This window comes from Actinoplanes sp. CA-252034 (assembly GCF_050956125.1).
GTDB lineage: Bacteria > Actinomycetota > Actinomycetes > Mycobacteriales > Micromonosporaceae > Actinoplanes.
In genome coordinates this window covers 1,031,888-1,058,172 of sequence record NZ_CP191846.1, presented here as the reverse complement: position 1 = coordinate 1,058,172, position 26,285 = coordinate 1,031,888, and the positions used below count along the sequence as shown (strand labels likewise).

24 protein-coding genes and 2 tRNA genes are annotated in these 26,285 nt (G+C 71.7%); 15 read left to right on the top strand and 11 right to left on the bottom strand.

Annotation, left to right across the window (positions count from 1 at the left end; all coding sequences use genetic code 11):
• Positions 1-25 precede the first annotated feature (25 nt).
• The 8 genes from ACQPZW_RS04945 to ACQPZW_RS04910 form a co-directional block, all read right to left on the bottom strand.
• A complete protein-coding gene (locus ACQPZW_RS04945; RefSeq protein WP_433793644.1) occupies positions 26-799 on the bottom strand; it encodes a hypothetical protein in 774 nt (257 codons plus the stop codon).
• Positions 792-1,310, bottom strand: a complete 519-nt coding sequence (locus ACQPZW_RS04940) for a SigE family RNA polymerase sigma factor (protein WP_433793643.1) — start codon at positions 1,308-1,310, stop codon at positions 792-794. The genes ACQPZW_RS04945 and ACQPZW_RS04940 overlap by 8 nt, the downstream gene beginning before the upstream one ends.
• Positions 1,311-1,390: 80 nt before the next feature.
• Positions 1,391-2,650, bottom strand: a complete 1,260-nt coding sequence (locus tag ACQPZW_RS04935; protein WP_433793642.1) for a GH12 family glycosyl hydrolase domain-containing protein — start codon at positions 2,648-2,650, stop codon at positions 1,391-1,393.
• A 165-nt stretch (positions 2,651-2,815) separates the two neighbouring features.
• Positions 2,816-2,891, bottom strand: a tRNA-His gene (locus ACQPZW_RS04930).
• Positions 2,892-2,968: 77 nt separating this feature from the next.
• Positions 2,969-3,526 carry an oligoribonuclease gene (orn, locus tag ACQPZW_RS04925; RefSeq protein ID WP_433797425.1) on the bottom strand — a complete coding sequence of 186 codons (558 nt, stop codon included), beginning with the start codon at positions 3,524-3,526 and terminating at the stop codon, positions 2,969-2,971.
• A gap of 237 nt (positions 3,527-3,763) precedes the next feature.
• Positions 3,764-4,834, bottom strand: coding sequence for a winged helix DNA-binding domain-containing protein (locus tag ACQPZW_RS04920; RefSeq protein ID WP_433793641.1), 1,071 nt, complete (start codon positions 4,832-4,834; stop codon positions 3,764-3,766).
• A gap of 59 nt (positions 4,835-4,893) precedes the next feature.
• Positions 4,894-8,820: a hypothetical protein gene (locus ACQPZW_RS04915; RefSeq protein ID WP_433793640.1), complete on the bottom strand. Its 3,927-nt coding sequence runs from the start codon at positions 8,818-8,820 to the stop codon at positions 4,894-4,896.
• 158 nt (positions 8,821-8,978) lie between these two features.
• The gene (locus tag ACQPZW_RS04910; RefSeq protein ID WP_433793639.1) at positions 8,979-10,634 is read right to left on the bottom strand and encodes a copper resistance CopC/CopD family protein; all 1,656 of its coding nucleotides are present in this window, start codon (positions 10,632-10,634) and stop codon (positions 8,979-8,981) included.
• 65 nt (positions 10,635-10,699) lie between these two features.
• On the opposite strand from ACQPZW_RS04910, the gene ACQPZW_RS04905 reads away from it, so the two are divergent.
• The 4 genes from ACQPZW_RS04905 (at position 10,700) to ACQPZW_RS04890 (ending at position 13,518) form a co-directional block, all read left to right on the top strand.
• Positions 10,700-11,248: a sigma-70 family RNA polymerase sigma factor gene (locus ACQPZW_RS04905; protein ID WP_433793638.1), complete on the top strand. Its 549-nt coding sequence runs from the start codon at positions 10,700-10,702 to the stop codon at positions 11,246-11,248.
• Between the two features lie 88 nt (positions 11,249-11,336).
• Complete coding sequence (locus ACQPZW_RS04900) at positions 11,337-11,828, top strand: MauE/DoxX family redox-associated membrane protein (protein WP_433793637.1); 492 nt, start codon at positions 11,337-11,339, stop codon at positions 11,826-11,828.
• A complete protein-coding gene (locus ACQPZW_RS04895) occupies positions 11,825-12,547 on the top strand; it encodes a DsbA family protein (RefSeq protein WP_433793636.1) in 723 nt (240 codons plus the stop codon). Before ACQPZW_RS04900 ends, ACQPZW_RS04895 begins: the two co-directional genes overlap by 4 nt.
• Entirely contained in the window at positions 12,544-13,518 is a 975-nt protein-coding gene (locus ACQPZW_RS04890; RefSeq protein ID WP_433793635.1) for a hypothetical protein, read from the top strand. The genes ACQPZW_RS04895 and ACQPZW_RS04890 overlap by 4 nt, the downstream gene beginning before the upstream one ends.
• A gap of 178 nt (positions 13,519-13,696) precedes the next feature.
• Here the strand turns inward: ACQPZW_RS04890 and ACQPZW_RS04885 are convergent, their stop codons facing one another.
• Positions 13,697-14,068 carry an Asp23/Gls24 family envelope stress response protein gene (locus ACQPZW_RS04885; protein ID WP_433793634.1) on the bottom strand — a complete coding sequence of 124 codons (372 nt, stop codon included), beginning with the start codon at positions 14,066-14,068 and terminating at the stop codon, positions 13,697-13,699.
• 301 nt (positions 14,069-14,369) lie between these two features.
• Here ACQPZW_RS04885 and ACQPZW_RS04880 point away from each other — a divergent pair, with 301 nt between their 5' ends.
• The 5 genes from ACQPZW_RS04880 to ACQPZW_RS04860 all read left to right on the top strand — a co-directional run bounded on the left by ACQPZW_RS04880 (position 14,370) and on the right by ACQPZW_RS04860 (position 16,505).
• A complete protein-coding gene (locus tag ACQPZW_RS04880) occupies positions 14,370-14,795 on the top strand; it encodes an S-adenosylmethionine decarboxylase family protein (RefSeq protein ID WP_433793633.1) in 426 nt (141 codons plus the stop codon).
• Between the two features lie 19 nt (positions 14,796-14,814).
• A complete protein-coding gene (bcp, locus tag ACQPZW_RS04875) occupies positions 14,815-15,291 on the top strand; it encodes a thioredoxin-dependent thiol peroxidase (protein WP_433793632.1) in 477 nt (158 codons plus the stop codon).
• 170 nt (positions 15,292-15,461) lie between these two features.
• Positions 15,462-15,686, top strand: coding sequence for a hypothetical protein (locus ACQPZW_RS04870; protein ID WP_433793631.1), 225 nt, complete (start codon positions 15,462-15,464; stop codon positions 15,684-15,686).
• A gap of 255 nt (positions 15,687-15,941) precedes the next feature.
• Positions 15,942-16,409 carry a helix-turn-helix domain-containing protein gene (locus ACQPZW_RS04865; RefSeq protein ID WP_433793630.1) on the top strand — a complete coding sequence of 156 codons (468 nt, stop codon included), beginning with the start codon at positions 15,942-15,944 and terminating at the stop codon, positions 16,407-16,409.
• Between the two features lie 12 nt (positions 16,410-16,421).
• Positions 16,422-16,505: transfer RNA gene (locus ACQPZW_RS04860), tRNA-Leu, on the top strand.
• Positions 16,506-16,557: 52 nt separating this feature from the next.
• Here ACQPZW_RS04860 and ACQPZW_RS04855 read toward each other — a convergent pair.
• Both ACQPZW_RS04855 and ACQPZW_RS04850 read right to left on the bottom strand, forming a co-directional pair.
• Entirely contained in the window at positions 16,558-17,502 is a 945-nt protein-coding gene (locus ACQPZW_RS04855; protein ID WP_433793629.1) for an expansin EXLX1 family cellulose-binding protein, read from the bottom strand.
• Between the two features lie 43 nt (positions 17,503-17,545).
• Entirely contained in the window at positions 17,546-18,367 is an 822-nt protein-coding gene (locus ACQPZW_RS04850) for an MOSC domain-containing protein (protein ID WP_433793628.1), read from the bottom strand.
• Positions 18,368-18,479: 112 nt separating this feature from the next.
• On the opposite strand from ACQPZW_RS04850, the gene ACQPZW_RS04845 reads away from it, so the two are divergent.
• The 6 genes from ACQPZW_RS04845 to hutH are packed head-to-tail and all read left to right on the top strand — an operon-like array spanning position 18,480 to position 26,123.
• Positions 18,480-19,325, top strand: coding sequence for a MurR/RpiR family transcriptional regulator (locus ACQPZW_RS04845; protein WP_433793627.1), 846 nt, complete (start codon positions 18,480-18,482; stop codon positions 19,323-19,325).
• A gap of 22 nt (positions 19,326-19,347) precedes the next feature.
• Positions 19,348-20,979 carry a urocanate hydratase gene (gene hutU / locus ACQPZW_RS04840; RefSeq protein ID WP_433793626.1) on the top strand — a complete coding sequence of 544 codons (1,632 nt, stop codon included), beginning with the start codon at positions 19,348-19,350 and terminating at the stop codon, positions 20,977-20,979.
• A complete protein-coding gene (locus tag ACQPZW_RS04835) occupies positions 20,976-22,130 on the top strand; it encodes an allantoate amidohydrolase (RefSeq protein ID WP_433793625.1) in 1,155 nt (384 codons plus the stop codon). Before hutU ends, ACQPZW_RS04835 begins: the two co-directional genes overlap by 4 nt.
• On the top strand, positions 22,130-23,407 hold the full coding sequence (locus ACQPZW_RS04830; RefSeq protein ID WP_433797424.1) for a formimidoylglutamate deiminase: 1,278 nt from the start codon (positions 22,130-22,132) through the stop codon (positions 23,405-23,407). Before ACQPZW_RS04835 ends, ACQPZW_RS04830 begins: the two co-directional genes overlap by 1 nt.
• Positions 23,404-24,591 (top strand): imidazolonepropionase, encoded by a 1,188-nt coding sequence (gene hutI, locus ACQPZW_RS04825; protein ID WP_433793624.1) that lies wholly within the window; start codon positions 23,404-23,406, stop codon positions 24,589-24,591. Before ACQPZW_RS04830 ends, hutI begins: the two co-directional genes overlap by 4 nt.
• Positions 24,588-26,123, top strand: coding sequence for a histidine ammonia-lyase (hutH, locus tag ACQPZW_RS04820; protein WP_433793623.1), 1,536 nt, complete (start codon positions 24,588-24,590; stop codon positions 26,121-26,123). Before hutI ends, hutH begins: the two co-directional genes overlap by 4 nt.
• The last annotated feature ends 162 nt before the right edge of the window (positions 26,124-26,285 follow it).

Here is a 26,285-nt window from a genome sequence, read left to right as displayed (position 1 = left end):
CCCCGATCATCGGGGCCCGCCCTCGTCATGTCGCCGGGAAGGCGCCGGTCACACCGGCCTGTCGCCCGCCCGCGGTGGCCAGTGCCCCGTAGGTGTCGCGCGCCGGGTCACGTTCGCCGTCGGCATGGGTGTACTGCACCGCGAAGACATAGCTGCCCGGCGCCAGCGTGCCCTGTCTCAGCGTGAACCGGTAGACGAGCCGTTCCTTCTCCTCGCTCACCGCCGTGGTGACCATGTCGGCCGGAATCGTCGTCCACCTGCCGGCCTCCTGGACCTCGGCGGTCTTCGCCACAGTGATCACCACGTCCAGCGCGGTGATCGTCGCGGTGGTGGTGAGAGTGACGTTGCCCTGCGCCCACGTCCCGATCGAGTGGCCGTCGACGACCGCGGCCGAGCTGAGGAACCCGTCCACCGGCCGCCAGGTCGGGGTGACCGTCGCCGGGGGCGGTGGCCGCCTCTCCACCGGCTCCTCACGCCCGGGCCCCTCACGGGCCGGCGCCTTGCTGCGGGCCGCCGGGGACGACGACGGCGCCGGCGAGTCCTCGCCGGCCGCCGGGGCGCGGTCCCGCTCGGGCTCGGGACGGTCGCCGGCGAGCCTGATGCCGGCGAACCCGACGACCAGGGTCGCCACCACCGACGCCGCGGCGGCGACCGGCCGCAACGACCACACCCACCGGCTCGGGGCCGGCTCGGTACGCCGCTGGACGATCCGGGTCAGCATGACGTCCCGGTCGGGCAGGTGCCGCTCGGCCTCGTGGCGCAGCACCGAGCCCAGGTCGGACTGTGGGCGCTCAGCCATGGTGGCCTCCCATCATCAGCGGCATCCCGCGGAGGAACTCACTCAACTGGGCGGCGCCCCGCGAGGTGTGGCTCTTCACCGCGCCGACCGAGATGCCGAGGATCGTGGCGACGTCCCGCTCCGGCACGTCGAACGCGTACCGCAGGACCACGCATTCGCGGCGGCGTTGCGGGAGTCGCTGCAGGGCCGCCCGCACATCGAGCACCGCGGGGGTGTCGCTCTCGCCGCGCTCGCGGCGCAGCAGGCCCAGCCGGAGCAGCCCGGACCGTTCCCTGGTCTGTTTCTTGATCCATTGACGGGCCAGGTTGGTCACGATGCCGCGGGCGTACGCGATCGGGCTGTCCGCGGCCTGGACCCGTTCCCAGTGCCGCCACACCTCCACGAACGCGTCCGCGGCCAGGTCGTCGGCGGCCTGCGAGTCGCCGGTCACCAGGTAGGCGAGCCGCGACAGGTCGGTGTGATGGTCGTCGAAGAAGCGCCGGAAGGCGTATTCGGTACCGATCTCGGACAAGGGACCGTTCCTGACCGTCAGGGGATTAGGGGGAACGACGGTCGCCCCGGGCCGTGGGGACGAGCCCGGGGCGACCGAGATCAGCCGATCTTCACGGAGTACGCGGTGGTGTCGAGCTGCCCCGAACCGGTGAAGATCTCGGTGCCGGCCTGCACGCTGGAGAGATACTTGGTCTTGGCCAGCCAGCCTCGCGCCACCAGGTCGTCGGTGAAGTCGGCCAGGTCGAGGTCGGCCGCCGAGGTGTTCGAGGTACGCACGAACGAGTACACCTTCCAGCCGATGTCACCCTTGTAGAGGTCCCAGGTGGTGCCGGCGATCGTCACGGTCGCCTGCTTGGTGCCGACCGGCCCGGCCCCACCCGACCTGTACAGCCAGACCATGACCTCGTCGGTCGGGTTGTTCTGCCAGTCCGGGTTGGCCATGTCGTGCAGCCACAGGTCGTAGGCGACGTTCATCACGTTGGCCGTCGACTGGGTGACCTTGAAGTTCCAGTCGGCGTCGACGGCCTTACCCGCACTGAGCTGGACCGGCAGGCCCGTGCCGGCGGGGACCTTCCAGCCCCAGTGCCAGCCGAGGACGGCGCTGGCGTACGACTTGACCTTGGTGTTGTCGCCGGCCCAGGTCCACCTGGTACCCCAGCTGAGACTGTCGCCGCTGAGGCCGTTCTCCCAGACGCACTGCGAGCCGGTGCCGTCGGCTTTGCCCCAGACGTTGTTGTTCACCCAGTACCCACCGCGGATCAGGGCCGCATAGTCGGTGCAGTTCTCGGCGCCCTTGGCGGCGGCGGTGGGCGTCTTCGAGACCGTCGGGGAAGCGGTGGGCGCCTTCGACACCGACGGGGAAGCCGTGGGCGTCTTCGAGACCGGCGCCGAAGTGGTGGGCGCCTTCGAGACCGCGGGAGAGGGCGTCGGCGAGCCCGTGGTGGCCACTGCGCCGCAGGTCACCCCGTTGACCGTGAACGCCGTGGGTACCGCGTTGCCGTCGGTCCATCCGCCGTTGAAGCCGACGGTGACCGTGGCGCCCGGGGTGATCGTCCTGTTCCAGCCCGCGTCGGTCACGCCGATCCGCGCGCCGCTCTGGCTCCAGGAGCCGTTCCAGCCGCCGGCCAGAAGCTGTCCCGCCGGGAAGGCGAAATCCAGTCTCCAGCCGTCGATGGTCGTGGCGCCGGTGTTCTTGATCTTCACGTCGCCGGTGAACCCGGAGCCCCACTGGTTGACGACGGAGTACGTGACCGAACAGCCGGTGGCCTCGGCGGCATCGGCGTTGAGGACACCGACGACGGCGGCCGCACTGCCGACGGCCAGCACCGAGAGCGGTACGACGATGCGCTTGGCGAGCATGAGGGGAGCTCCTGGGGACGACGAGTGATCCACACCCCTGTGGCTCGACGACCGCAAAAGGTTGCGCGCTCCCACGAGAAATTTTTCGGCCGCTCACCATATGGGAGCGAGTCCACCGAAAGAACTACAACGAAAAGGCCCCGTCCGTAGACGAGGCCTTTCACATGGGGTGATCGACGGGACTTGAACCCGCGACCCCCGGGACCACAACCCGGTGCTCTACCAGCTGAGCTACGACCACCATGCCCTGACGGTTACCAACCCCGCGGTGCCGACCAATCATAACGACTGCCCCGGGGGTCCCGTCGAGCGGGTTCCCTACAGCTCCGCCGCCACCGCTTTCGCCGCCTCCACGTCCGGCCCGGGCTGGGGAACGAAGACCGTGCGACGGTAGTACTCCAGCTCGCGGATGCTCTCCCGGATGTCGGCGAGCGCCCGGTGCGAGAGGCCCTTGGCCGGCTGCCCGAAATACACTCGCGGGTACCACCGGCGGCACAGTTCCTTGATCGAGGACACGTCGATCATGCGGTAGTGCAGGTGGGCATCGAGCGCCGGCATGTCCCGGGCCAGGAAGCCGCGGTCGGTGGCGATGGAGTTGCCACAGAGCGGCGCGGTCCGCGGGTTGGGCACGAACTCCCTGATGTACGCCAGGACCGCCTCCTCCGCCTCGGCCATGGTGATCGCCGACCGCCGGACCTCGTCGGTCAGGCCCGACTTGGCATGCATGTCGCGCACCACCGGCGGCATCGCGTCCAGCGCCGCGTCATCGGCATGGATGACCAGATCGACGCCCTCACCCAACACATTCAGCTCCGGATCGGTGACCAGGGCCGCGACCTCGATGAGCTTGTCCTTGCCCAGGTCGAGACCGGTCATCTCACAGTCGATCCACACCAGAAGATCCGCCACGCCGACAGCCTACGCCGGGCGGCACGCCGTTGTTCGGCACGTACGAGGCCACAGCCGCTCAACGTGCTGTTTGTCCGGTTTGTTGCCCGGACTTCCCACTTCGCCGAATGCCGGGTAAAGTGTACTTAACGGACGAAGCCCCCCTTCGGTTACTCCGTTCCCCCCGGTAAAGGGCCCTCCGTGTCGGCAGCACGGAGGGCTCTTTCATGCCCACCGGACCTGCGGCTTCTCACCCGGCGCCACGAACCCCACCAGCCGCTCCGCCTCCGCCTCCACCGACGAGCGATCCGCGGCCGTCAACGGGCGGAACGGGGCGATCTCCACCAGCGGGCCCTTCCGGGACCAGGTCGCCGCCACGAAACCGTCCACCAGCACCGTCGGATGCACCTGTGACCAGCCCGGCATCACCAGCGGCCGGTCATCCGGACGCAGGATCCTCGACCGGTCCGCGTGCCCCAGGACCGCGTTGTCGAACTCGGGCAGCAACACCACCGGGGCCGGCGCGTCCTCGTCCTCGATCGGCGCGTGCGGTAGGTCGTACAACTCGATGCCGTTCTCGTCCCGGAAGACCCGCAGCCGCGGCCGCAACGTCCCGAACAACGGCGCCAGGCGGGTCAGACCCGACCAGACCTGGACGTCCTTCACCGACGCCGGCCCGAACGCCGCCAGATAGCGCAACACCAGCGTCTCCGCGCTCGGCGCGGCGTCCAGCGGACGCCCCAGATAATCCTCGGCCAGAACGCATCCGACCCGCCCGCGATGCCCCCACGTCCCGGCGGGCGGCGGGTGCAGGAGAGCAAATCGCAGGTGTACGACCAGAGCCAGCTCGCCGAGGTCCGCCTCCGGAAACCGTGCCGCCAGCCGCCGGGCGATCTCCGGCCGGGTCAGCATCCCCTCCGCCATGACCTCCCGGCCCGCAGCGTCGAACGCCTCCGGATCACAGCCGCCGAGCCGTCCCGCCCGGCCCGCCATCCGCTCCAGGGCGGGCTGCATCGTCGGCCGCAGCCATCGGTAGTCGTCGCCGGTGCACAGATGCTGGGTGCCGCGCAGCAGGGCGCTGCGCACCACCGTCCGGTCCGTCAGCAGGCCGGTGAGGTCCGTCATCGCGAACTCCGCCGACCGTGCCCACAGCCCCAGATACGGCGCGTCCGACTCCTGCCCCTGCACCGCCACCAGGTGCTCGACGATCTCGGCAGCGCCACGTGGAGCCCGGTCGGCCAGCATCTGGCGCCGCAGGTAGGTCCGGTTCAGGACGCGCGTGGAGAGGACTGTCATGCCTCGACGCTAAGCGCTTCTGCGGCCACTTCCTGACCGCAAAGCAGCGGACCGCAAGGCTACTGCTTCTCCTGGTCCACCGGACCCGGCTGCGGGTCGGACTTGGAACGACTCCGGCCACCGACCGTCCGACGCCGGCGACGCTCGCCGTCCCCGGCACCGGCCAGCAACTCGGCGGCCTCCTCGCGGTAGCTGAGCAGCCGGCTCGCCGACGACGGCGACACCGGGCTCCCGGTGGGCGCGTCCTCCTCCGGTACGCCCGCCGCCGTCCCGCTGTTCGCCTGGCCGGCACGCGCGGCCACCGACTCGGCGGCCTTGATCCAGGCGGCCGGAGCGCGCCGTGCCGTCGGCGCGGGCCGAGCCGGGGCCGCCCCGCCGGCAGCCCGCCCCTGAGCCCGGGCCACCAGATCGTCCCCGCCGCCCTTGCCCCCGGTCGCCTTCCGGGGCCGCCTCGCCGCGCCCTTCTCCCCCGCCGCAGCCGCGGTGCCGGCGTCCTCGGCCGCCCGTGCCCTGCCCGCCTTCACCCCGGCCGTCCGCGGTTCGCTCCCGCTCTTCGCTGCCGTGTTGCTTTCGGTCACCCCCGCCGGCTGCGGCCGGTCTTCGACCACTCCCGCCGATTGCGGCCTGCTCTCGGTCACTTGCGGCCTGTTCTCGGTCGTTTCGACCGCATGCGGCTTGCCCCCGGCCACCTTGGCCGCATGCGGCTGCGCCTCGGTCGTTCCCGCCGCCGGCGGCCTGCTCTCGGCCGACTGCGGCTCGCCCTCGGCCGACTGCGGCTGGCCCCCGGTCATTCCAGCCGCCAGCGGCCTGCTCTCGGTCGCCTCGGCCACCTGCGGTCTGCGCTCGGCTGCCTCGGTGACCTCCGCTGCTTTCGGCCCGTCGTCGGTCACCGCCGCCGTCTTCGCGATGGGCTCGCCGGTAGCCTTCGGAGCCGCTTCGCCGGGGCGCTCGGACGGGATGTGCCGCGAGGGTGCGGCAGTGCCCCGAGTGGGAACCGGCGATGGCTTCCTCGGCAGAGTGGTCAAGCCATCCGCTTCCACTGCGTGCACCGACCGCCGGGGCTCGCTGGATTGCCGCACGGCCCGAGCCGGTCCGGGCCTGGCCGACGACGGACCGCTCGCGATTACCGCCGCCGTTCCCGATCCAGCCGTTCCCGTTCCCGTCGCTGTTCCCGTCGCCGCCGCCGTTCCTGTCGCCATCGGCGCTGGTGTGGCCCTCGTCGCCGATCCTGGCTGAGGGACCTCCTCATCGGAGGCAACGGTCTCTTCCACGGTGTGGACGCCCGTCGACGGCCGGGTGGCGGACTCTTCCGTGGCCGGGATCGGGGTCTCCACCGCATGGATCGACGCACGGACGCCGCCGGTCTCGGTGATCACGTCAGCGGCGGCCGGGTCGCCGTCCGCGACAGAGCCCGTCAAGCCGGCGGAAGTCGAAGCGTCAAACCCATCCGTCCTTCCGCCCGCGGGCGGGACCGTTTGCTCGGCGACTTCCTCCGGTGTCCCGCCCTCCGGCACGATCGCTCCGCGTCCCTCGCTGGGTGAGGGCTGCCTCGGCGCACCGGCTCGGGGCTGCTTCGCCGGGGCGGTGTCACTCTCGGCTGCTGGTCGATCGGTCGGGGCGTCGGCGGCTCGCCTCCCCCGCGGAGGCCACTCGGGCGGCGCGCTGGCGGAACCCGCGCCCGTGTCGTCGGCCCGGGCACCGTTCGAGGGCCGCGGGGAGGTGTTGTCCGGCGTGGACTTCTTCTGCGGCGGCGCCTGGGCCGCACCCTTGGCCGTCTCCGCGGGACGGCTCGGGGCGGCGGGGGACCTCGGGGACGGACGCGGGCCAGGACGGGGACTGCGAGCAGTGCCGATGCGGCTGGTCCCGGTAGCGATCCAGTCGGTCACCGCTGGACCGGTGTGAACAGCGATGCGCGTGATGACAGCTTCGGAAGCCGCCGCCGTCTCGGAAGGCGCGCCAGCCGTGGAAGGCGCGGCAGCCTCGGAAGGCGTGGGGGCCTCGGAAGGCGTGGGGGCCTCGGAAGGCGTGGGGGCCTCGGAAGGCGTGGGGGCCTCGGATCGCACGGCAGCCGAAGAAGGTCCGCCGGCCGACGAAGGAACAGCGAGGGACGAAGCAGCCCCAGCCGACGACGCAGCGACAGCAGGAGAGGAGGCGGCGGCTGAAGGAGCAGCTGCTTTGTTCGAGGAAGCCGTCGGAGAAGGGCCGGCGGCCGAAGCGGCGACGACCGAAGAGGGTGCGGCCTGCGAAGGGGCTACGGGTGCGGTGGCCGCTTCGACAGCTGCGGTCTCGGGGGCTGTGGTCTCGAGGGCTGTGGCCTCGGGTGGGGTGGTGGAGGCGGAGGTGTCCTTCGGAGCCGCGGCGGGGAGGTCGCCGTTGTCGCGGCGGGGGGCGGCTATCGGGATGCGGACGTTCGGCGATGTGTTGCGGCTGCCGGGCTGGGTGGGCGTGAACTTGCCGGCGTTACGGCGGGCGGCCTCGGCCAGGCGGGCGGCGGCACGGGCCTCGGTCTGGCGGGCGCGTTCGGGGGCGGTCGCGGCGACCCAGGCTCCGACCGCGGTGGCCTGGAACTGCGGTAGCTCGGCCGGGGTGTGCGGGCGCCGGTCGCCGCGGCGGGCGGGGACCTGGCCGGCCTGGAGCCCGGCGAGGGTCGAGGCCTCACCGAGCATGCTCAGCGGCTGGCCGGGGGCCGGCGTGCGCGCGCCGGTGGGGGCGGCGTCCGCATCACCCGTCCCCGACGCCCCGACGAGAGGCGTTCGGGCGGGGGCGAAGGAGGAACCGGTGGAAGAGGGGGCCGCGGAAACGGTCGCCGCAGAAGAGGTCACCGGGGAAGACGTCGCCGCGGAAGAGGTCACCGCGGAAGAGGTCGCCGCGGAAGAGGTGGCGGTCGGGGTCCAGGGGCCGGAGGGGGCCGCGGGGGTCAGGGTGGCTGTGGAGATTCCGGTGGAATCGGGGCTGCGGCCCGCCGACGGGACGGCGGGGGCGGCGAGGACTCCGGCGGGCGCAGCGCCTACGGGGTAGCCGGCACCGGGGTCCTCCTCGTCGAAGGTGTCGTCGGTGGCCGTACCGCCGGGGGTGGGGTCGAGGGTTGCGGTGGCGAGGGTGACGGGCCCGCCTGCCGGGAGTTCGGGGGTGCGGGTGCCCGGGGCGTTCGGCGGCCAGGCGAACTGCGGGAGAGCCGGCGGGCGGGGGCGGACGTCGGCGAGGGTGCGGGGGCGGTGGGCGCCGCCGTTGCGGGTGCCGGCGAAGTAGGCGACTCCGCCGGGCAGGGGCAGGGGGGCGCCGATGGCGTGCATCAGCTCGGGGACCTGGCTGGGTTCGACGACGTAGACGACCTCGCGGCGACGGCCCGGCCAGACGAGGACGGTCACGCCGGCCATCATCAGGAGGGTGCCGAGGGTGAGCAGGCCCCAGGTGCTGGAGCCGAGCCAGCCGGGGCGGACCTCGGCGACGACCGCGAGGCGGAGGACGGCGGCGCCGTCGGGGTTCATCAGGACGAGGCTGTACGGACGGTCGGTGAGCTCAGCGGGGGTGAGGCTGAGCAGGCCGGGCCCGCTGGCGGTCCAGAACGACTGTTGTCCGGGCGATCCGACGGGTGCGCCGCGGCCACCGACACGCGAGGTGGTGACGGGGAGGAGCCCGGTGCCGATGTCGATGGAGTCGACCTGGGTGTGCGGCACACCGTTGAGGTAGCGGGCGACCGCGTCGGACGGCGCGAGGCCGAGGAACGCACGGCCGTCGACGGTGGCGGCGGAGAGCCGTAGCTGGGTGTCGCCGATGCGGGCAAACGGGGCGTCGTCGCGCAGGAGCCGGTCGACGTCGGGGATGACGACGGCGTATCCGGGGACGGTGAGCCGTTGGAGCTCGCCGGTGAACGCGCCGCCGGGGTCGCGATGCTGCATGACCGCCCACAGCCCGCCGCCGCCCAGCAGTGTGGGCAGTCCGATGGTGAGTAACAGCATGCCGAGGATCGTGCGGAACACCCGCATCTTCTCTCCCCCTTCCCGGGCCTTACCTCGCGCACCATACAGACGCAAATAACCCCAAAGTGGTCAAATCAGCACGCGTTCCCCGATAGATGTGAAACGAGGCCCGAACCCCCGCAGGGGCCGGGCCTCGCCGAGCACGCGACAGGCGGCGTGGAACGTCAGGAGATATCGGCGGTCATCGTCAGGGTGTCCTGATCGATCTCGCTGGTCCGGGCGGTGAACTTGAACGTCCACTCCCCGGCCTGCGGCAGCCCGATGTCGCCGATGGCATGGAAGTCGGTGATCCGCAGCAGCGGGATCTCGATCGGCTCGATCCCCTTCGCCGGCAGCGCGGCCGTCGCCTTCCACTCCACGACCGGCAGCGGCTTGCTGTCGAGCGTGTACGCGTACAGGTGGATCGAATTGTTCCCGACCGCCGCCGGATAGATGCTGACCTGCAGCGACATGTCCTTGGAGGTGAGCGTCTGCGAGACCGTGGTGGAGGCCGGCCCGCTCTCGGCGGCCTGCACGGTCCGCGGCGGCGGCTCCTGCACCAGGAAGGACGTCACGCCCAGGATGACCACGATGATCGCCAGCTCGGCCGCGACGATCCGGCGCAGCGGGCCGGGCGAGTCGTCGTCGGCCCGCTTGCCCACCAGCTTGCGGGAGAAGGCCGCGACACCGATCACCAGCGCCGCGAGGCCGATCTTGGCGAGGATCATCCGGCCGTACGTGCTGTTGAGCAGCCCATCGACGTCGGACACCTCGATCAGCGCCTGCACCACGCCCGCGAAGACCAGCACCCCCACCGCGGTCATCGCCCAGCGTGACCAGATCGGGAGGATCGCGCCGAGCTCGCGACCGGTCGCCCGGGGCAGCAGGAACCCGAAGAGCATCACCAGGCCACCCACCCAGACGGCCATCGCCGCCAGGTGCAGAGCATCGATCACGACCGACACCCCGGCAACCGGCGAGGCGGTCGGGTGACCGGTCAACGGCCAGGTCGCGAGGGCCGCCACCCCGAGCACGCCGAGCAGCGCCAGGTCGAGCCGCGACTCTCCCCCGCCCGGCCCGTCGAGCAGGGGGCGCAGCAGGAACGCGGCGGCCGCCACCACACCGAGCCGGACCAGCATGACCGCCCCGAAGGTGGTGCCGAGAACATCGCGAATGTCACTCACCGTGACGTCGAACAGGCCGGTTCCCAACGTGTACGGCGCCTGCAGCCACAGGCCGAGCAGGGTGCTGCCGGCGACCAGTCCGATGCCCGTCCAGACCAGCCGGCCGGGACCGCGCCGCTCCAGCCGGTGCGGCCACAGCAGCGCCAGCACCAGCACCGGGCCGACCAGGAGCACGAGTCCCGCGTACCCCATATATTTGCCGACCGGGATCAGGGCCTTGACCAGCGGATCCACCGTGACGTTCGCATCATCGCCGCCGGTCGGGGGCGTCGAGGCCGCGCCCACCGAATAGGTGATCGTGCCCGCCACCGGATGGCTGTCGGCCGAGGTGACGCGGTAGGTGACCAGGTAGGTCCCGCGGGCGCCGCCCGGGCGCAGCGGGATCGTCACCTCGGTGCCGCTGACCGTCGGCTCGCCCTGATCGGCGCGGGAGCCGTCGGGCGCGAGCACCCGGATCTTGCCCGCGATCAACTGCACCGACTCGCTGAACTTCAGCGTCACCCGGTTGGGCGCATCCGGGACGACGGAGTTGGCGGCCGGGTCGCTGCCCGTCAGAGCGGCGTGCGCGCTCGCCGGCGCCGCTGCCAGCAGCGACCCGAAGAGTCCGATCAACAGCCCGACCAGCGCTGTCGTCACCCGGCGTCGGTTCATGGTCATGACTGGCATCCCTGCATGGTTCCAGATCGTCACTCGCATTGCCTGAGCGCGTACCATGACGCCTCGTGACGGCAGGCGACGGAGAAACGGACGAGACCACCGCGCTGGCCCTGGCCGCCCGCGACGGCGACCGGACGGCGCAGGCCGCCTTCGTGCGCGCCACCCAGGCCGAGGTCTGGCGGTTCACCGCGGCGCTCGTCGACCCGGGCGCCGCCGACGACCTCACCCAGGAGACGTTCCTGCGGGCCTTCCGAGCCCTGGACACCTTCGCCGGCCGGTCCAGCGTGCGGACCTGGCTGCTCGGCATCGCCCGTCGCGCCTGTGCCGACCACCTGCGCTCGGTGGTGCGCCGCCGTCGGCTCGACGCCCGGCTCGCGGCGCAGGCCGCCGTCGAGGCGCCGGCACCCGACCCGGCACACCGGCTCAGCAGCAACGACCTGCTCAGCCGGCTCGGTGAGGACCGGCGGACCGCGTTCCTGCTGACCCAGGTGCTGGGCCTGTCCTACGCCGAGGCGGCCGAGGTGGAGTCGGTCCCGGTCGGCACCATCCGCTCCCGCGTGGCCCGCGCCCGCGACGAGCTCATGGAGGCTGTGGCACAAGCCCGGGCGAGTTAGGACTTCCGCCTCTGGTCCTGTGAAGATGCTGCGAGTCACCATGGCCGGGAACCTCAGAGGAACGGACTCCGACTACCCCAAGGTGACCATGGAAACCTCACTGCGGACCCGCATGGCGGTCGCGTGGCCGTGGATCGGCACAGCGGCACGGCTCGGTCTCGCAACGGTCTGGCTGGTGGCCGGCGCACTCAAGGTCGGCGACCTGGCCGCGTCCGCCCGGGCCGTCAACGCGTACCAGGTGATGTCGTACGACACCGCCGAGGTGGTCGGTGCGGTCCAGCCGTTCCTCGAGATCGCGCTCGGCCTGCTCCTGCTGATCGGCCTGTCGACCCGGCTCACCGCCGTCATCTCGGCGCTGCTCCTGACGGTCTTCATCGCCGGCATCGTCTCGGCGTGGGCGCGCGGCCTGCGGATCGACTGCGGGTGCTTCAGCAGCGGCGGCGAGCTGGGCCGCGGCGAGAGCACCGCGTACGGCCTCGACATCCTGCGGGATCTGGCGTTCCTGGCACTCTCCGGGCTCCTGGTATGGCGGCCCCGTACCCGGTTCTCACTCGACGGCGTCCTCCTGGGGGAAAGATGAGCAAGGGCAAGGACCGCGCGGCCAAGGCGCGGCAGATCGTCGCCGACCAGAAGGCGGCCGAGCGGCGCCGCACCGTGACCCTCTGGACCTCGGTCGCCGTAGTGCTGGTGCTCTTCGTCGCCGGGCTGATCGGCTACACCGTGCTGAGCGGGAAGGACGACGGCACACTCGTCATCCCGAGCGCCGCCGTCGACGAGGGCACCGCGTTCGCCGTCGGCAGCGGGCCGGTCGTTGTCGACGTCTACGAGGACTTCATGTGCCCGGCCTGCGGCAACTTCGAGACCACGAGCGGGCCCGCGCTCAAACAGCTCGCCGACTCCGGCAAGATCACCATCCGGTTCCATCCGGTGGCGATCCTCGACCACTTCTCCAAGGGCACCGAGTACTCCACCCGCGCCGCCGCCGCGTCCGCGGCCGCCGGCCAGGAGGGGAAGTTCACCGAGCTGCACGACGTGCTCTACGCCAACCGGCCGGAGGAGAACACCGAGGGCCTGAGCAACACGAAGATCATCGAGCTGGCCGCGTCGGTCGGCCTGACCAGCGACACCTTCGTCGCCGCGGTGAACGAGGGAACCTACGAGCCGTGGGCGACCCGGGCGACCAAGACGTTCTCGGACCGGGGATACACCGGCACCCCGACCGTCCTCGTCGCCGGGCAGAAGATCGAGAAACCGACGACCGACGTGCTCACCGAGGCCGTCACCAGGGCAGCCGGGTGAGACGGCTCCTCCCCACGATCCTGGCGGTGGCCGGCGCGATCCTCGTGCCGGCCACTCCGGCGTCCGCCCACGCCGGCGACACCACCTCGGTCAGCGACTACCGGATCACCGTCGCCGGGCTCAGCAGCCCCCTCGACGGTGTCACCGTCCGCGTCGTCGAAGGCGGGGCGCGGCTCGAGCTCGGCAACGACAGCGGCCGTGCCGTCGAGATCCTCGGCTACTCCGGTGAGCCGTACCTGGAAGTGCGACCGGACGGCACCTACGAGAACGTCAACTCGCCGGCCACGTACATCAACCAGACCCTCGGCGGCGAGACCGCGATCCCGGCCGCCGCCGACCCGACCACCGCGCCCACCTGGCGCCGCGTCTCCGGCGACACCACCGTCCGCTGGCACGACCAGCGCGCCCGCTGGACCGAGCCCGCTCCCCCACCCGAGGTGACCGCCGACCCCGGCCGGGCACACCGGGTGCGCGAATGGGTGGTGCCCCTGCGCGACCAGACGCGCACCTTCGAGATCCAGGGCGCCATCGACTACGAGCCACCCCCGGCGGCCTGGGCGTGGTGGCTCGGCTCGGCCCTGCTGGGCCTCACCGTCGTCCTTCTCGCCCGGCCGCGGCCCGGGGTGGCGGGTCCACTCGCGCTCCTCGGCGGCTTGATCACCTGGGGGTACGTGGTGACGACCGCCCTGGACGGGGCCGGCTGGGCGCCCGTACCGATCCTCGCCGGCCTGCTCGCCGGCGCGGCGGTCCGCTGGAGCCCGCCGTTCTATCTCACGCTGGCCGGTTTCATCCTGGCCGCGTTCGCCGGCTTCGGCAGCGCCGACGTCTTCTTCGCCGCCGTCGTCCCGTCCGCCGGGCCCACCTGGTTCCCCCGGGTCGCCGTGGCCTGCGCCATCGGTGTGGGCGCCGGCCTGGCCTTCACCGGCGTCCTACGCCTCCGCGCCGCCGTCCCCGAGCCGGCGCCGGCCTGACTTCCCGTCCCCGAGTCGTCCGGTTCTCCGGTCTCCGGTTCTCCGGTCTCCGGTTCTCCGGTTCTTCGGTCTCCGGTTCTTCGGTCTCCGGTTCTCCGTGACGGCACGTCCATCCGCCACCGGCTCGCCCGCCCGCCCACCTGCCTGTCTGTCTGGCTGGCTGTCTGCCGGGCAGGGGTCAGACGCCGGCGATGTCGTCCACGTTGACATTGACGGCCAGGACGTTGAGGCCGTAACCCTGCAGAGCCGCCGTCACCGACTGCTGCACCGCGGCGGTCACCTCGGCCACCACCCGGCCCGCCTCCAGGACCAGCACCACATTCACCGTCACGTCGCTGCCGGTCACCTTCGCGGTGACGCCACGGCTGCCGTCGCCGACCTGGTCCAGCCCGACCTTGTCGAGGACGCTGTTGAAGAAGCGGGCCACGTCACCGCCCAACTCCGCCACACCCGGCACGGCCTTCGCCGCCGCGACCGCGATCTTCTCGACGACCTCGCTGGAAACCGTGGTGGTGCCCGGCTGGGTCGTGCCGTCCGTAGCCTCGCTCATAGCGCTGATCTCCACTCTCGACGCCTGTGCCGCGCAGCGTACTCACGCACGGCGCGCCGATGCCATCCCGGTCGGCGCCCCGCGACGTGAAATTCTCGCGAAGGCTGTCACTCGACGTGCAGAACACCTTGCGGAACGCCGCCGTTTCCGTTCCCGAACAGCATTCGGAGGAACCGAAAACCGGCTTCCACGAGACCGCCGAAACGGAATCCACAGGGCTCCATTATTGGCATGAACCAATACGGACACGGGGCGTGAACAATTGCTAACGTTCAGTTATCGCATTACTCGAGGAGGAACGATGCCCGACCATTACGGAGACGAACTCACCCTCCGGCTCTCCGGCATCGCCGAGACCCGGCTCCTGGCCGACGACGCGGCCCTCACCCGCTTCATGCGTGACCTGGTCGATCGCATCGGCATGACGGTCATCGCCGGCCCGCTCGTCGCCACCGAGGACGGACCGCCCGAAAAGGCCGGGAAATCCGCGGTCGTCATCCTCGCCGAATCACACGCGGCCATCCACACCTACCCGCATCTACGCGAGATCTTCGTGGACATCTTCTCCTGCAAACCGTTCCGCGAAGCCGACGTTCTCGACGAATTCCACCGCCTCGTCGGTGACTACGAGATCAGCGAACGCACCCTCACCCGCCGCGGCGAGGAATGGCCCCGCGACCTCGCCGCCGCCCGCGAACTGTGGAGCACACAACGAATCCCCGGATGACCACACTAGGGTCGGTTCCATGACAGACAACGTGCGTCTCGGCGCCGGCGACGCAGCGCCCGACTTCACCCTCCCCACCGACACCGGCGACAGCCTCTCCCTCAAGGACCTGCGCGGTCGCAAAGTCGTGCTGTACGCGTACCCCGCCGCCATGACGCCCGGCTGCACCAAACAGGCCTGCGACTTCCGTGACAACCTCGCCTCCCTGCAGGCCGCCGGATACGAGGTCGTCGGCATCTCCCCCGACAAGCCGGCCAAGCTCGCCAAGTTCCGCGAGCACGACGCCATCACGTTCCCGCTCGTCAGCGACGAGGACAAGAGCGTTCTCATCGCCTACGGCGCCTTCGGCGAGAAGCAGCTGTACGGCAAGACCGTCACCGGAGTCATCCGCTCCACCTTCGTCATCGACGAGAACGGCGTGGTCGAGCACGCCCTCTACAACGTCAAGGCCACCGGCCACGTCGCCAAGCTCCGCCGCGACCTGGGCCTCGACTGAAAAGTCAGCGGAAAGCCCTAACTCCGGGCGCCCCCGGCCGATGGTGAGGACGAACCCTTCCCCGGCAAGCGGAACCCGGACTCACGGCGGCCGTCATGCGGTAACCAACCCGCAAGGCGGCCGCCGTGCACGATTCCACGCGACCCCATGCGCCCTGTACGCTAGACACCATGGCTCACGCCAAGTACACACGCGACATGTTGACGGAGGCTGTCGCCGCCTCCACCACGATGACGAGCGTCCTGCGCCACCTCGGCCTTCGACTGAACGGCGGCTCACACGCTCACCTCCGCCGACGGATCACGCAGCTCGGCATCGACACCTCACACTTCCTGGGGGTGCGCATGCCCGGGGCACACGCAGCCCGCGCCGCCGCCGACCCGACGAGATCCTGATCATGCGCCCGCCTGAGGCGAAGCGGCAGGCCCCGACTCTGCTGCGCCGGGCGCTCGAGAGATCGGCCGCCCGTACCTCTGCGCCGAGTGCGGCATCGGCGGCGCCTGGAACGGGCGGGCTCTAACCCTGCAGGTCGACCACATCGACGGCGAGTTCTGGAACTGCCGGGCGGAGAACCTCCGATTCCTCTGCCCCAACTGCCACAGCCAGACGGCGAACTACGCGGGGCGCAACCGGCCCGCCATCGGATTGCGGTGGTCCGAGTCGACGAGCGGGGCGATCCCGTGGCGACTCCGCAACGATCGGAGCAGCTCACCGAGGAGACCCGGATCGAGGTGATCCAGCGGGTGGCCCGCAAAGACCTTTCCGTCGCCGACGGGGCGCGGACGCTGGGCTGCAGCACCAGCCAGGTGTACGCACTGATGCGCCGCTGGGAGGCCACCGGGACGCTGGCCGTGGCAGCCGCCCGCCGGCGGCCGCGGATTCCCGGCATCACCCGTGCCGAGATCGTCGCGTTCGCGGTGGCGAATCCCACGTGGGGCCCGCGTAAGGTCGCTGCGGCTCTCCGGGTGCGGCCATCGCTGCCCATCACGGTCTCGGCATCCACCGTGGAGAACATCCTCCGAGAAGCCGGACTCAACACCGCGGCGGCCAGATCGGCCGTGAGCAGTGGACTGGAGAGACATCCGACCGATTACACTCTTCACAGCGCTTTGCCTTGACGGGCAAATCGGGCGGAAGTGGCGGAATAGGCAGACGCGCGGGTTTTAGGTACCCGTGCCCGTGAGGGTGTAGGGGTTCAAGTCCCCTCTTCCGCACCCACAAAAGCGGCCCGGCTCTGAGAGCCGGGCCGCTTTTGTTGTGGTGTCGTCAGCAGGAGGAGGGGGCCGGTTCGGCGGCGGCCAGGTCCACCAATGGCTGGTCGGCGGCGGGGGCCTCGGCGCTGGGGGCCGTGGCCGACTCCGGGAGCGGCGCGGCCGAGGTCGCCGCGGCGGACGGGGGCGCCGACTTGGCAGCCTTGGCCGGGGTCGAGGTGGTGGCCTTGGCGGTGGGCGTGGCGGCCTTCTCGACCGTGGTGACCGTGGTGGAGCCGCCGGTGATGCGGGTGCTCGTCTTCTGGACGGTGCCGGGGGACATCTTCACGCCGGTGACGGTGGCCGTGTTGCCGTACACATCGGTGATTTTGATCTTGTAGGGTCCGGAGCCCGCACCCGCGTCGATGAGCCAGTAGTTGTAGTCGGTGCGGTGGGCGCTCTTGAAGCTGCCGCCGCCACTGGCGACCTGCACCTTGGAGAGCAGGTTGGCGTGGTTGTCGATGCGGGCCGCGAACCAGTACTGGGAGGCGCCCTCCTTGATCCGCACGCTGATGCCGGCGGGGGTGGCCGGGTTCGTCACCAGCTTGTACTTGATCGGGATGATGCCGTCGATCTCGGCGCCGATCTTCTTGAACGCGGTGCGGCTCAGGTCGATGTGGCCGGCGGGGCATTCGGGGCAGGAGTCGAAGACCTTGACGCGGACCTTGCCCTTGGGGCCGGTGACGTCGAGGTAGGCGCCGCAGGACGCGCCCGCGGAGTACTCGGAGGGGCCGAGCGCGACGTAGAGGTCGTCGGCGGGGACCTCGAGCGAGCAGTTGCCGGAGGTGCCGGCCAGGTCGTAGAAGGTGGCCTTGCCGGATTTCTGGGTGGTGCCCGGTGGGGCGGCGCAGGCCGATCCGCCGTTCGTCAGGAGCATGGCGACGCCGAGGATGCCGGCGAGGACGGCGGCGCCGCCGGCGGCGAGCCATCGGGCACTGAACGCGGATCGATGAGCACTCACGACCTGGCATCCTGGTCGCCGGGCGGGGGTGGGGGCAACTCTCCTAAGACTCTCCTAAGGCGCCGTCACTCTGCACGGTGACCTGGTCACCCACGTGAAGGTGGCCGGTCAGGTCGGGGATGAGGTTGACGGCGAAGTCGAGGCTGGTGCCGAAGCGGCGGTGGCGGCCGAGGATGTGCAGCGGTTGACGGCCGGTCTCGCCGGTCTCCTGGTCGATGGTGGTGACGCGGCAGCGGCCGCAGGGCTTGGCGACGCGGAAGGTGAGGTCGCCGATGTGGAGGCGCCGGCCGAGCCAGTCGTCCTCGGCCCAGGCGGGGGCGCCGGTGACGACGATGTTGGGGCGGAAGCGGTGGATGGGGACGGGGTCGTCGCCGGCTTCGAGGAGCCAGTCGTTGACGGCGTCGAGGGAGGCGGTGTTGGCGAGCAGGACGGGGTAGCCGTCGGCGAGGCTGACGCGGTCGTCGGGCTGGGCGAACTCGGTCACCGCGCGGGTGGTGGGGTCGGCCTGCCAGACCAGGCGGGCGTCGCGGCGGAGGAAGGCGGTGACCCAGTCGGTGTCGGCGATGCGGGCGGGGACGGGTGTCTTGGAACGGAAGACGCGTACTTGGGCTTCGGGGCCGTCGGCGGGTTCGGGGAGGTCGATGTCGGGCATGCCGGGGGCGCTGAGGTGCAGGCCGCCGGGGTGTGGGCGGGCGGTGAGCTGGGTGAGGGTGGCGGTCTCCCGCTGGGTGATGCCGACGCCGTCGGCGTCGACGATCATCCAGCGGCGGTCGGTGGCGAGGCCCCACGGTTCGACAGCGGCTTCGTCGTGGTCGAGGCGGTGACAGCCTTTGACCGGGTACGTGTGGAGCGAGCTGATCCGCATGCCCGCAACCCTGCCACGGCGGCGTCGTGGTCGAGTTTCTGGAGGGTCGGGTCGGGTGTTGAAGGGACATGAAGTCTGGTTTTCTGAAAGTTCTTATGCATAAGCTGCTTCCGTGAATGACGGAGCGGTCAAAGCCGCCGGGCGTGTGCTGGATCTGTTCCAGGGCGCGCGCCTGACCCCCACGCAGCGGCGCATCGCGCACAGCCTGGTCGAGCACGCGGCGAAGGCGGCGTATCTGTCCGCCGCCGAGGTCGCCGAGCTGGCCGGGGTGAGTCAGCCGTCGGTGACCCGGTTCGCGATGGCGCTGGGCCACTCGGGCTATCCGGCGCTGCGGCGGGAGTTGCGGGCGCTCACCGCGGACGCGCCGGCCGAGCCGGCGGAGCGCAACGCGATGCAGCGCGCGGTGCACGCGGAGACGGAGCACCTGCGGCGGCTCGGGGAGCAACTGCACGACCCCGAGGACGTACGCAAGGCGGCCGCCCTGCTGATCGGGAGCCGTCCCCTGCCGGTCCTGGGCCTGCGGGCCGCGGCGCCGTTGGCTGCGTACTTCGGGTATTTCGCGGCCAAGGTGTTCCCCGGCGTGCGAGTGCTCGACGGTGGTGGGACGAGTCTGCTGGACCGGCTCGATCAGGCCCGCGCGGACGGTGCCGGTGCGATGCTGGCGATCGTGCTCCCCCGCTATCCGCGCGAGTCGGTGGAGGCCGTCCGCGAGGCACGGGCGGCCGGGCTGTCGGTGGTCGCGATCACGGATTCGGCGGTCAGCCCGGTGGCCGAGCACGCCGACGTGGTGCTGCCCGCCGCGGTGGGCACGCAGCTCGTGTTCGACCTGCACACCGGCCCGATGACGATGGCCATGGTGCTGTTGCAGGCGATGTGTGACGCGGCCCCCGAGCCGGTGCAGAGCCGCCTCGAGGAGTTCGAGGCCACCGCCGCGCGGCGGCACATTTTTCTCGCGTAGAGCGCGTAGGGAGGAGACGAGCATGTCGGAGATCCGGGCGCCGCGCGGTACGGCGTACACCGCGCAGGGCTGGCCGCAGGAGGCCGCCAAGCGGATGCTGATGAACAACCTCGACCCGGAGGTGGCCGAGAGGCCGCAGGATCTGGTGGTCTACGGCGGGACCGGCAAGGCGGCGCGGGACTGGCCGTCGTTCCACGCGATCGTGCGTGAGCTGGACGAGCTGAAGGGCGACGAGACGTTGCTCGTGCAGTCCGGTAAGCCGGTCGGTGTGCTGCGCACGCACGAGTGGGCGCCGCGGGTGCTGATCGCCAACTCGAACCTGGTCGGCGACTGGGCGACGTGGCCGGAGTTCCGCCGTCTGGAGCAGCTCGGCCTGACCATGTACGGCCAGATGACCGCCGGCTCGTGGATCTACATCGGCACGCAGGGCATCCTGCAGGGCACCTACGAGACGTTCGCCGCGGTGGCCGCCAAGAAGTACGGCGGTGACCTGGCCGGGACGCTGACGCTGACCGGTGGCTGCGGTGGCATGGGTGGCGCGCAGCCGCTCGCGGTGACCATGAACGGTGGCGTCTGCCTGATCGTGGACGTCGACCGGACCCGTCTGCAGCGCCGTGTCGACACCCGCTACCTGGACGTGATCGCCGATTCGCTGGACGAGGCGGTGGCGACCGCGTTGAAGGCGAAGGCCGAGCGCAAGGCACTGTCGGTCGGGGTGGTCGGCAACGCCGCCGAGGTCTTCCCGGAGCTGCTGGCGAAGGGTGTGGCGATCGACATCGTCACCGACCAGACCAGCGCCCACGACCCGCTCAGCTACCTGCCCACCGGCGTGGAGCTGGACGACATGGCCGAGTATGCGCGGGCCAAGCCGGAGGAGTTCACCGACCGGTCGCGGGTGAGCATGGCCAGGCAGGTCGAGGCGATGGTCGGGTTCCAGGACGCCGGGGCCGAGGTGTTCGACTACGGCAACTCGATCCGTGGTGAGGCGAGACTGGCCGGGTACGAGCGGGCCTTCGACTTCCCCGGGTTCGTGCCGGCGTACATCCGGCCGCTGTTCGCCGAGGGTAGGGGCCCGTTCCGGTGGGCCGCGCTCTCCGGTGACCCGGCCGACATCGCCGCCACCGACCGGGCCGTGCTGGAGCTGTTCCCGGACAACGACCCGCTGGCCCGGTGGATCCGGCTGGCCGGGGAGCGGGTCGCCTTCCAGGGGCTGCCGTCGCGGATCTGCTGGCTGGGCTACGGCGAGCGGGACAAGGCCGGTGTCCGGTTCAACGACATGGTCGCGCGCGGTGAGGTGAGCGCGCCGATCGTGATCGGGCGGGATCATCTGGACGCCGGGTCGGTGGCGTCGCCGTACCGGGAGACCGAGGCGATGCTCGACGGGTCCGACGCGATCGCCGACTGGCCGCTGCTGAACGCGCTGGTCAACACCGCTTCCGGGGCGAGCTGGGTGTCGATTCACCACGGTGGCGGGGTGGGCATCGGGCGCAGCATCCACGCCGGTCAGGTGTGTGTGGCCGACGGGACGGCGCTGGCCGGGCAGAAGATCGAGCGGGTGCTGACCAACGACCCGGCGATGGGTGTGCTGCGGCACGTGGACGCCGGATACGAGTCGCACTCGGCCGGTGGCGTGCAGATCCCGATGGCGCGATGAGCGGGTTCGCCGAGCTGTGGGCCGAGATCGCGCCGGTCGGGCGGGCCGACAGCGGCGGCTATCTGCGGTTCGCGCTGACCGAGCCGGAGCTGACGCTGCGGGACTGGTTCCGGGGGCAGGCCGCCCGGCGGGGCATGACGGTCACCGACGACGGCAACGGGAACCTGTTCGCGTGGCGGGGTGAGCCGTGGGCGCCGGGGACCGTGCTGACCGGGTCGCATTTCGACTCGGTGCCGCACGGGGGCGGTTACGACGGGCCGCTGGGGATCGTGAGCGCGTTCCTGGCCGTGGACCGGGTGCCCGCGGACCGCAAGGTCGGCGTCGCGGCCTTCGTCGAGGAGGAGGGGGCGCGTTTCGGCGTACCGTGCCTGGGGTCCCGGCTCTTGACCGGGGTTGTCGACCCGGCTCGCGCGGCCGCCCTGACGGATCGTGACGGCGTCTCGTTCGCTGAGGCGCTCGGGGCCCCGCCCGCCGGGCGGGACGAACGGGTCACCGGTCTCGCGGCGGTGGTCGAGCTGCACATCGAGCAGGGTGTCGCCCTGCAGACGCCGGTCGGGGTGGCCAGCGCGATCTGGCCGCACGGCCGGTGGCGGATGGACTTCGCCGGCGTCGGTGACCACGCCGGGACCACCCGGATGACCGACCGGCACGATCCGATGCTGACGTTCGCGTTCACCGTGCTCGCCGCGAACAAGGAGGCCCGGCTCTCCGGGGCGCATGCCACGGTCGGCCGGGTGCAGGTCGAGCCGAACGCCACCAACGCCATCCCGTCGCTGGTCCGCGGCTGGCTCGACGCCCGCGCCGCGGACACGGCCACCCTCGACCAACTGGTCGACACGGTCGTGAAGAAGGCGACCGAGCGGGCCGGCCGGGACGGCACCACCCTGGAGGTGACGGCCGAGTCGGTGACCGGCGAGGTCGCCTTCCAGGCGGACCTCGCGCAGCGGATCTCCGCGCTGCTCGGCGGCGCGCCGATCCTGCCGACCGGGGCCGGGCACGACGCCGGGGTGCTGTCCGCGCACGTGCCGACCGCGATGCTGTTCGTCCGCAACCCGACCGGGGTGTCGCACTCGCCCGCCGAGCACGCCTCCGACGCCGACTGCGAAGCCGGTGTCGAAGCCCTGGCCCGGGTGCTGGAGGACCTGACGTGATGACGGTGTTCCACGCGCGGCACGCCTGGGTCGGGGACGGGGTGGCCGAGAACGTGCGGATCGAGATCGAGAACGGCCGGTTCACGGCGGTCACCCCAGGATCGCCGGCCGCGGGCGAGCCACTGCCCGGGCTGGTGCTGCCGGGCCTCGCGAACGCGCACTCGCACGCCTTCCACCGGGCGCTGCGCGGGCGCACGCACACCGGCCGGGGCAGCTTCTGGACCTGGCGGGACCAGATGTACGCGGTCGCGGCGACCCTCGACCCGGACGGTTATCTGGCGCTGGCGCGGGCCGTCTACGCCGAGATGGCGCTGGCCGGGATCACCTGCGTCGGTGAGTTCCACTACCTGCACCACGCGCCGGGCGGGGTCCGGTACGCCGATCCGAACGCGATGGGCGCGGCGCTGATCCAGGCCGCCGAGGAGGCCGGGATCCGGATCACCCTGCTCGACACGCTCTACCTCACCGGCGGTGTGGACGGCACACCGCTGCACGGTGTGCAGGAACGGTTCGGCGACGGCGACGCCGGCGGGTGGGCGGCGCGGGTGGCCGATCTGCGCGGCGGGCCGCACGCGGTCGTCGGGGCGGCGATCCATTCGGTACGCGCGGTGCCCGCCGGCCAGTTGGCCGAGCTGGCCGGTCGCGCGCCACTGCACGTGCACCTCTCCGAGCAGCGGGCCGAGAACGAGCAGTGCCGGGCCGTGCACGGCTGCACCCCGGCCGAGTTGCTGGACCGGCACGGTGTCCTCGGGCCCGGCACCACCGCCGTACACGCCACCCACCTCACCGAGGGTGATGTGAAGCTGCTCGGGGACAGCGGCACCGGTGTCTGTTTCTGCCCCACCACCGAACGTGACCTGGCAGACGGCATCGGCCCGGCCCGCACCCTGGCCGACGCGCATGTGCCGCTCAGTCTCGGCAGCGACAGCAATGCGGTGATCGACCCGTTCGAGGAGATTCGTGGGCTGGAGATGAACGAGCGGCTGGCCAGTGAGAGCCGTGGCCATTTCCCGGCCGCGTCGCTGGTCGCGGCGGCGACGGCGCATCGGGCCCTCGGCTGGGACGATGCGGGCGCCATCGCGCCCGGGTTGCGGGCCGACCTGGTGGCGATCTCTCTTTCCACGGTACGGACCACCGGCGCGCACCCGTCGCAGGCGATTCTGGCCGCCACCGCCGCCGACGTCACGCACGTGATCTCCGGCGGCCGGCGGATCGTCGCCGACGGCGTGCACACGCTCGTCGACGTCCCCCGAGAGCTGGCGAAGGTGCTCCGATGAGTCTGCTCGTCACCAACATCGGTGAGCTGGTCACCAACAGTGACCGTCGTCTCGGGCTCGCCCGAGACATGGCGGTGGTGACCGAGAACGATCGGATCGCCTGGGTCGGCCCGGCCAGTCGTGCCCCGGCCGCCGACGCGGTCCTCGACGTGGACGGCGCGGCCGTGCTGCCCGGTTTCGTCGACAGCCACGCCCACCTCGTCTTCGCCGGGGACCGGGCGGCCGAGTTCGCGGCCCGGATGGCGGGGGAGCCCTACACCGGCGGCGGCATCCGCACCACCGTCGGCGCCACCCGCGCGGCGAGCGATGACGATCTGCGCCGGGCCACCACCCGGCTGGTCACCGAGATGCGCCGGCAGGGCACCACCACCGTCGAGATCAAGAGCGGCTACGGGCTGAACGTCGACGACGAGGCCCGCTCCCTGCGGATCGCCTCGGAGCTGACCAGCGAGACCACCTTCCTCGGCGCGCACGTGGTGCCCGCCGAGCACGCCGGTGATCCGTGGAAGTACGTCGGCCTCGTCACCGGGCCGATGCTGGCGGCCGCCAAGCCGTACGCCAAGTGGATCGACGTGTTCTGTGAGCGCGGCGCCTTCGACGAGGACCAATCCCGCACCATTCTGGCCGCCGGGCAGGCCGCCGGACTCGGACTGCGCGTGCACGGCAACCAGCTCGGCCCCGGCCCCGGGGTGCGGCTCGCCGTCGAGATGGGCGCCGCGAGCGTCGACCACTGCACTCATCTCGACGACGCCGACGTGGACGCGCTGGCCTCGACCGCGATCGACTGCATGTGCGCCGACGGCGGGCACTCCAGCACCGTCGCCACCCTGCTGCCGGGCGCCGAGTTCTCCACCCGCTCGCCCTATCCGGACGCGCGGCGGCTGCTCGACGCGAACGTCACCGTCGCACTGGCCACCGACTGCAACCCCGGGTCGTCGTACACCTCCTCGATGTCCTTCTGCATCGCCCTCGCCGTCCGTGAGATGCGGATGACCCCGGCCGAGGCGGTGTGGGCGGCGACCGCCGGTGGCGCGCAGGCGTTGCGCCGCGGCGACGTCGGCCGGATCGCGGTCGGCGCCCGCGCCGACCTGATCGTGCTCGACGCGCCCTCCCACCTGCATCTGGCCTACCGGCCCGGTGTCCCCCTGGTCCGTTCCGTACTGCACAACGGAGTGCTTCAATGATCGTCACCGTTCAGTCCACCGGCGTCTCCGCGGCCGACGTGGTCGCCGTCGCCCGCACCGACGCGCATGTCGAGATCGCGCCCGAGGCAGTCGAGGCGATGGCCCGCAGCCGGGCCATCGTCGACGGCATCGAGGCCTCCGGGCGGCCCGTCTACGGCGTCTCCACCGGGTTCGGCGCTCTCGCCGGCACCTCCATCGAACCGGCCCGCCGCGCCGAGCTGCAGCACGCGCTGATCCGCTCGCACGCCGCCGGCATCGGCGCGCCCATGCCCCGCGAGGTGGTGCGGGCCATGATGCTGCTGCGGGTGCGGTCGCTGGCGCTCGGCCGCTCCGGGGTCCGGCCGGTCCTCGCCCAGGGTCTCGTCGACCTGCTCAACCACGACATCACGCCGTGGGTGCCGGAGCACGGGTCGCTCGGCGCCTCCGGTGACCTGGCGCCGCTCGCGCACTGCGCGCTCGTGCTGCTCGGCGAGGGCTGGGTGCTCGCCAAGGACGGCTCCCGGATCGCCGGCGCCGAAGCACTGCGCAGCGCCGGGCTGAGCCCGCTCGACCTGGCCGCCAAGGAGGGCCTGGCGCTGATCAACGGCACCGACGGGATGCTGGGGATGCTGCTGCTGGCGATCGCCGACGCCCGGCACCTGTTCACCATGGCCGACGTGACCGCGGCCCTGGCCATCGAGGCGATGCTCGGATCCGACCGGCCGTTCCTGCCCGAGCTGCACGACATCCGCCCGCATCCGGGGCAGGCCGCCTCGGCCGCGAACATCCACCGGCTGCTGCAGGGCTCGGCGATCATGGACTCGCACCGCGACGACCTGGCACACGCGGTGCAGGACGCGTACTCCATGCGGTGCGCTCCGCAGGTGGCCGGAGCGGCCCGCGACACCCTCGACTTCGTCATCACGACCAGCGGGCGGGAACTCGTGTCGGTCGTCGACAACCCGGTCGTGCTGCCGGACGGGCGGGTCGAGTCGACCGGCAACTTCCACGGTGCGCCGCTCGGTTTCGCCGCCGACTTCCTGGCCATCGCCGCGGCCGAGGTCGGCGCCATCGCCGAACGCCGGGTCGACCGTCTGCTCGACGTCACCCGCTCCCGGGAGCTGCCGCCCTTCCTCTCCCCCGACGCGGGCGTCAACTCGGGGCTGATGATCGCCCAGTACACCGCGGCCGGGATCGTCGCCGAGAACCGCCGGCTCGCCTCCCCGGCGTCGGTGGACTCGCTGCCGACCAGCGGCATGCAGGAGGACCACGTGTCGATGGGATGGGCCGCCACCAAGAAGCTGCGGACCGTCCTGGACAACCTGACCAGCCTGCTCGCCGTCGAGCTGCTCTCCGCCGTCCGCGGCCTTCAGCTACGCGCCCCGCTCACCCCCTCGGCGGCCGGGCGGGCGGCGCTGGCCGCGGTCGCCCCGTTCGCCGGGGAGCCCGGCCCGGACGTGTTCCTGGCCCCGATCCTGGAGCAGGCCCGCGCCGTGGTCTCCGGGCCGGCGCTGCGCGCGGCGATCGAGGCGGAGGTCGGCGTCCTCCGCTGACGATCCCGGCCTTCGGGCTGTCTTCTCGCCGGTCCCGGCTGTCCTCTGGCCGGTCCCGGCTCTCCTCTGGCCGGTCCCGGCTCTCCTCTGGCCGGTCCCGGCTCTCCTCTGGCCGGTCCCGGCTCTCCTCTGGCCGGTCCCGGTCGATTCCTAACCGGGGAC

Coding starts and splice junctions, on each gene's coding strand:
- ACQPZW_RS04945 (WP_433793644.1), bottom strand. CDS start 799: ATGGCTGAGCGCCCACAGTCCGACCTGGGCTCGGTGCTGCGCCACGAG.
- ACQPZW_RS04935 (WP_433793642.1), bottom strand. CDS start 2,650: ATGCTCGCCAAGCGCATCGTCGTACCGCTCTCGGTGCTGGCCGTCGGC.
- orn (WP_433797425.1), bottom strand. CDS start 3,526: ATGACCGGTCTCGACCTGGGCAAGGACAAGCTCATCGAGGTCGCGGCC.
- ACQPZW_RS04920 (WP_433793641.1), bottom strand. CDS start 4,834: ATGACAGTCCTCTCCACGCGCGTCCTGAACCGGACCTACCTGCGGCGC.
- ACQPZW_RS04915 (WP_433793640.1), bottom strand. CDS start 8,820: ATGCGGGTGTTCCGCACGATCCTCGGCATGCTGTTACTCACCATCGGA.
- ACQPZW_RS04910 (WP_433793639.1), bottom strand. CDS start 10,634: ATGACCATGAACCGACGCCGGGTGACGACAGCGCTGGTCGGGCTGTTG.
- ACQPZW_RS04900 (WP_433793637.1), top strand. CDS start 11,337: ATGGAAACCTCACTGCGGACCCGCATGGCGGTCGCGTGGCCGTGGATC.
- ACQPZW_RS04895 (WP_433793636.1), top strand. CDS start 11,825: ATGAGCAAGGGCAAGGACCGCGCGGCCAAGGCGCGGCAGATCGTCGCC.
- ACQPZW_RS04885 (WP_433793634.1), bottom strand. CDS start 14,068: ATGAGCGAGGCTACGGACGGCACGACCCAGCCGGGCACCACCACGGTT.
- ACQPZW_RS04880 (WP_433793633.1), top strand. CDS start 14,370: ATGCCCGACCATTACGGAGACGAACTCACCCTCCGGCTCTCCGGCATC.
- bcp (WP_433793632.1), top strand. CDS start 14,815: ATGACAGACAACGTGCGTCTCGGCGCCGGCGACGCAGCGCCCGACTTC.
- ACQPZW_RS04870 (WP_433793631.1), top strand. CDS start 15,462: ATGGCTCACGCCAAGTACACACGCGACATGTTGACGGAGGCTGTCGCC.
- ACQPZW_RS04850 (WP_433793628.1), bottom strand. CDS start 18,367: ATGCGGATCAGCTCGCTCCACACGTACCCGGTCAAAGGCTGTCACCGC.
- hutU (WP_433793626.1), top strand. CDS start 19,348: ATGTCGGAGATCCGGGCGCCGCGCGGTACGGCGTACACCGCGCAGGGC.
- ACQPZW_RS04835 (WP_433793625.1), top strand. CDS start 20,976: ATGAGCGGGTTCGCCGAGCTGTGGGCCGAGATCGCGCCGGTCGGGCGG.
- ACQPZW_RS04830 (WP_433797424.1), top strand. CDS start 22,130: ATGACGGTGTTCCACGCGCGGCACGCCTGGGTCGGGGACGGGGTGGCC.
- hutI (WP_433793624.1), top strand. CDS start 23,404: ATGAGTCTGCTCGTCACCAACATCGGTGAGCTGGTCACCAACAGTGAC.
- hutH (WP_433793623.1), top strand. CDS start 24,588: ATGATCGTCACCGTTCAGTCCACCGGCGTCTCCGCGGCCGACGTGGTC.